This is a genomic window from Pseudoalteromonas sp. APC 3694 (assembly GCF_030407565.1).
Taxonomy (GTDB): Bacteria; Pseudomonadota; Gammaproteobacteria; order Enterobacterales; family Alteromonadaceae; genus Pseudoalteromonas; species Pseudoalteromonas tetraodonis.
Genome location: NZ_JASDDE010000102.1, coordinates 1 through 5,630 on the forward strand (window position 1 = coordinate 1; position 5,630 = coordinate 5,630).

Here is a 5,630-nt window from a genome sequence, read left to right on the forward strand (position 1 = left end):
TTACCTTATCAATGGCCGCTTCTGAGAGCGTATGCTGCTTACCTGCAAACGAAAACGTCTGTTTGGCTAAAAAGGCACGCATCACAGGTAACAACACCACCTGATGGGTACTTTTTTTGTTACCTGCTAACGTGTTCCCGCGAAGAGCTTCACACTCACTCGGTGGAATAAACGTATAGCCTAAGTTAATCAGCAACGTTAGCGCAGGAATTTTTGCGCTAAACTCTTCTTGAAATTTAACACTGCTTTTAACCTTATTTGGCATGGTCATCCTTGTTCCTTTGTTGTTGCTGTAAGCGTTGTTGTAATTGTTCTAATGCTTGCAGTTCGCGCTCATCTTCGCGTGTTGCTTCTTCTAATTTACGATGGTTGTCAAACTGCTCATAGCGCTGTTTTGCTATTTCTTCCATATGTGTACGGCTCACTTTGCCTGCATTGGCCAGTAAAGCTTGTTCGTTAAACGTTATAAAGTTGTCTACATACTGTCGCCAGTTCTCAAGCGTTAAACGCTGTTTGTTTTTTGCTCTTAACTCGGCAAATTCTAAAAACATATTAACTAATCGGTTAAGCTTATCTAGCTCATCGGCTTGCAGGTAATTTTTAGCTATTACCACATCGGCTTTACGCACACGATTGCCCGAAAAATTGGTCAGGTTCATATTTGGCAGATCAGGGTTTGCTCGCTCTATCACTAACTCTGCGGCCGTAAACCCGGTGGCGGCGTAAAATAGTTTATTTTGCACCTCAGCAAACAATAAACCGGTGTCTTTTTCATTGGCACGATAATCGTCAGATAAAGCAAATAAATCACGCACTTTCTGATAAAAGCGCTTTTCTGACGAACGTATGTCGCGAATACGTTTAAGCAACTCATCAAAATAATCCCATTTGGGGTCTTTAAGTCGCTCATCATCCATCGCAAACCCTTTGCTTAAATACTCGCTTAAGGTGCGAGTTGCCCATTGCCTAAATTGCGTGCCTCGGGTTGAGCGAACACGGTAACCTACAGCAATAATCATTGGCAGTGCATACAGCTGGGTAAGGTACTCTTTACCATCTGCCGCAGTTGTAAACTTAGAGTTGACAACTGCGGCCTCAGACAGCTCATTCTCTGTTAATACGCTTTTTACGTGCTTGCTAATATTTTGCTTACTGGTTTGATATAGCTGCGCTATTTCAAGTTGTGTAAGCCACACATTACCATCCAGCGTGCGTAGCACAAACTGCGACTGCCCATCATCAGTGGTGTAAAGAATGAGTTCATCTGTCATAGGTCTATATACTCCTTTTTATAGCTAGTTCACGCTAACTAGCTGCCTACCTGCAATTATCGGGCTGTGTTAATTTGTCTCAGCAATGCGAATACCCGCAGGGTCGCCCGTAGGCAAAAAGATTTGAATAGTGCGAGGTCGCTTTTGCGTGATCACGCGACCTCCTTATCATCCACTTTTACTCTGCGCTTGCCTGTTAATAGTTGCTGCATCAGCGCTTTTTTCTCTTGTTTTAGGTCTGCGAGTTGTTGTTCTAATAACTCGATTTCTTGGTCTGCATTAACTAATACAGAGGCAATTTTTTGTTGCTCTTCATCACTTGGTCTAAAAACTGGACAATCCAACACCTCATCTTTGCGAAGATTTGTTTGTTTTACACCATCGTCAAATTGTAAGTAATAGCTATTTCTGTTTAAGGTGTAATATAAAAAGATTGAGTTGATTGATTTTGGACGAAATCTAGCAACACGCTGATTTACAGTGAATTTTTCAGAAGTATCCACGTACAAACATTTTGCAATAGCCTTTCCATTTGGCACATCACTCATGACCATTAAAACATCTCCCACATTAGCTAAGCAAAAGGCGGAGTCAGTAGTTTTTTTCACGAGTCCATCAGATGAAATATATTTAGAATTTACGACTAAGTATTTGCCATCTTCAACAATATGCTTTTCGTGACCTTTACCGTTATTAAATTCAACGACATCAGCCAACTTAACTTCTTCCCACTCTCCCTCAAACGGTTTACCTGAATCATCAAGTAGGCGCTTTCTTTGGGTATGAGCGCCCGTGAGCAGTTGTTGCATTAGGGCTTTTTTCTGCTGTTTGCTGTTGTCGATTAGGCGCTCAGTGGTGCTAATCGCTTTATCCCACGTAGATAGGATTTTGGCGATTTTGCGTTGTTCTGGGAGTGGTGGAAGTGATATATCCAATCTAGCAACATTCTTATGTCCAACGTGAGGTTGTCCTGCCGGATTGAATAGCCTTTTAAGCATTCGCTCACGAGCGTCACTGTTTAGATATACCCAAAGGAACCCTTTGTCTAACTTATTAAGTTTTGAGCTTTTAACTGCTATTTTAAATGCATTGTTACACAATACACCTTCCTTCGCCTGATAAACGCTACCCGATGTGTTTCCAGTATTAACCATTACAATATCACCACTGAGTAATAGCTTATTTGGATATACATCCTTCACATAAACGGGAAACTTGTCTGTGAATAAATCTCTAATATAGATATATCTGACATATCCATCTTGCGGCTGTTTGATAGTATCTTTATCAGCTATTTGTACACCTTGTGTAAAGTCACATAAATTCCCTAAGCGGGTTTGTTCAAATTCACCCATGATTTTCCTCCCGACTTTTCATTCCATTAGGCACCATAACCCAGCTCCTTTAAATAGCCTTCCATTTCCGCTTCCAGTGTTTTTAACTCGCTTTGTAACTGGACACGCTCTGTGCGTACTGCCACTAAATCAATTTCAGCTTCTTCTTCAAAGGTATCAACGTAACGAGGGATGTTTAGGTTAAAGTCGTTCTCTTTGATCTCATCAAAACTGGCTAGGTAGGCGTATTTATCAACGCTTTCACGAGCCTTGTAGGTGTCGATAACTTTTTGAATGTTGTCTGCCGTTAACTGGTTTTGGTTTTTGCCTGACTTAAACTCACGACTGGCATTAATAAACAATACGTTTTTGTCGGTCTTGTGTTTTTTGAATATCAAGATGGCGGCTGGAATACCTGTGCCAAAGAACAACTTTTCTGGTAAACCAATCACGGTATCGAGCAAGTTTTCTTCAATTAGTTGTTGGCGGATTTTGCCTTCGCTTGATGCTCTAAATAACACACCATGCGGCACGACCACACCCATGCGACCTGTTTCGGGTTTTAGCGTTTCAATCATGTGGCTGATAAACGCATAGTCGCCTTTGGTTTTTGGTGGAATACCACGTCTAAAGCGCCCATAAGGGTCGTTGCTGGCATCATCATGCCCCCACTTATCCAAACTAAACGGCGGGTTGGCGGTTACGACATCAAAGTGCAATAAGCCGTTGCCGTCTTTATCAAGTAGCAGTGGGTTACGAATGGTGTCGCCCCATTCAATGCGGTGGTTGTCTTCACCGTGTAGGAACATGTTCATTTTGGCGAGTGCCCATGTTGAACCTATCGCTTCTTGCCCAAATAAAGCGTATTTTTTAGAGCCAGAGTTTTTGCGCACCATAGCGCCACATTTAAGTAGCAGTGAGCCACTGCCTGTACACGGGTCACATATTTGGTCGCCCTCGACTGGCTCTAAAACGGTTGCCAAAAGAGTTGAGACCTCAGGCGGGGTGTAGTATTCACCAGCGGTCGCGCCACTGCCAGCGGCAAAGTGTTTAATAAGGTATTCATAGGCGTTACCGATAATATCTAAGCTGCCTACACGCTCTGTGCTTAGGTTTAAAATGTCTTTACCAAAGTCTTCTAGTAAGTGGCGTAGTAAATCGTTTTTTTGTTTTTCTTGGCCTAAGCGGTCAGTGTTAAAGCTGATGTCTTGGAATACGTTTTTAAGCTTACTGCCGTTAGCTTCTTCTAATGCATGCAGGGCTTTATCAATACGTTCGCCGTTACCTGCTTCGTAGCGTTTTTCGTATAAATCCCAAAAGCTCGCGCCTTCGGGTAATACAAAGCGCTGCTTCGACATCATGGCGTGAATTAGGTCTGGGTTATCACCATACTGAGTAATCAGCTTGTTGTATTCGTCTTTGTATACATCAGAGATGTATTTTAAAAACAGCATAGTGAGGATGAAGTCTTTATAGGTATCGGCACTTATCACACCGCGAAAGGTGTCGCAGGCGTTCCACACCGCTTTGTTAATATCGTCCTGATTGATTTGGTTGGTTGTGGTCATATTTTTTAGTCCTTGTTATTAATTTGTTCAATCTGATTTGTATCAGTCAATGCTTTCAAGTGCATGATCGACAATGGCTTTAAGCTGTATATTGCAATGTGTTATTGACTTGGCGCTATAGAAAAGTCGATTAAATCAACCAAGCTATTTTTATTTTTTAAATGTAATTGGTACTCACCACTAGTTAATGTTGCCTCATTAGTGCAATCAACATTCCACTGTCGGAGTAAATACTCTGCTAATGCTGCTCTGACTTTTAGTGTGAGTACGCCATCAATCATGCCATAATCCATTTCAATTGCTCTGCTATGAATGAGCTTTGGGTGTGGTACTAATTGCAATTCACATAAGGTATTCCATGCTGTGTCTCTATCAGCTAATTCATTATTTTTTGGTGTTTCTGTAATTAATTCGACGCGCTCAAATCGTGTGCAGACAAAGTCTCTAAACTCACCGCTTTTTCGATCGTAAGCGCGCACATGCCAGCGGTGCCCATTATTAACAATGGCATGAGGTACTAGCTCTCGTTGAGTTGTGCCACTGGTTAGCGACTCATACTGGCACTTAATTGCAGAGTGTGTATAGATTGCTCTTACGATAGCCGAAACAACGTTCGGCTTAGGGTGAACTAATCGAATTGCGTCAAAACATACCTCAGAGCGTTCTTGTGGCACCGAGAAGCCATCACCAAAGCCTTTTGCTAATGTATTAAGCACAAATTCAGGGTTATGATTAAAAACGGCTCTGAAGCCCTCTGAGCGAATATAGCGCTTATTCTCGTGCATAAGCACCGCATTGCCTGGTGCTAATTCTTTATATAGCGCTAAGTCGCGCGTACACGACGCTAAACCAGTTTTAAATTTTTGGATAAGGTCGGCTCTTGCTATTTGACCAAAAAACTCAAGGCTAAAGTCAATAAAAGCAAGGCGCTCGCGTTGTGAATGGGTCAAATTTTCTAGCTTCATAGTCTAATAAAACCAAGTTTTAATCACAGTACATTAGCCGAAATAGAAAAAAGGAGCAATCAATATGATGAAATCATTTTGATTGCTTTTTTGTGCACCTCTTAAAAAAACGACGGATAGCTTACAGTTAATCAAAATATTCAAGTTTGAATTAGGCTTATAATCTGGAAGCATATATGAATATCGAGTGTGAGCCAAAAGCCAAGAGAGAAACTTAAGGTCGCATTTGTGACATCAAATTTAATTAGGGCGAATTGGCTATAATTAAAATACTAAATGATACTATCAGTATAGATAAGTATCTTAATGCCAATAAAATCCATCACATTTACACAAAAACTCCAAAGACACTTTAATGCGTGCGGATGAACTTTGGAATTAAGCCATTGAAGAACCATATGTAGCCTGTTCGAGGGAAATAAATCGTAAGAAGCTAGATAACCTGAACTCTGGATAATAAATCTATCTCAAGCAGCTATTTTCAGCGCTAAC

General features: G+C 41.2%; 4 protein-coding genes and 1 pseudogene. All 5 read right to left on the minus strand.

Features of this window, described 5'->3' with window-relative positions; translation table 11 throughout:
* Nucleotides 1-265: pseudogene (locus QMA00_RS18400) on the minus strand (hypothetical protein); the annotation flags it as partial.
* Entirely contained in the window at nucleotides 255-1,271 is a 1,017-nt protein-coding gene (gene rhuM, locus QMA00_RS18405) for a RhuM family protein (RefSeq protein ID WP_024603957.1), read from the minus strand. The gene rhuM and the pseudogene QMA00_RS18400, both read right to left, overlap by 11 nt.
* A gap of 152 nt (nucleotides 1,272-1,423) precedes the next feature.
* The gene (locus tag QMA00_RS18410; protein ID WP_024603956.1) at nucleotides 1,424-2,626 is read right to left on the minus strand and encodes a restriction endonuclease subunit S; all 1,203 of its coding nucleotides are present in this window, start codon (nucleotides 2,624-2,626) and stop codon (nucleotides 1,424-1,426) included.
* 26 nt (nucleotides 2,627-2,652) lie between these two features.
* A complete protein-coding gene (locus QMA00_RS18415) occupies nucleotides 2,653-4,173 on the minus strand; it encodes a type I restriction-modification system subunit M (RefSeq protein WP_076922124.1) in 1,521 nt (506 codons plus the stop codon).
* Between the two features lie 101 nt (nucleotides 4,174-4,274).
* On the minus strand, nucleotides 4,275-5,138 hold the full coding sequence (locus tag QMA00_RS18420) for a WYL domain-containing protein (protein ID WP_076922125.1): 864 nt from the start codon (nucleotides 5,136-5,138) through the stop codon (nucleotides 4,275-4,277).
* Nucleotides 5,139-5,630: the final 492 nt, after the last annotated feature.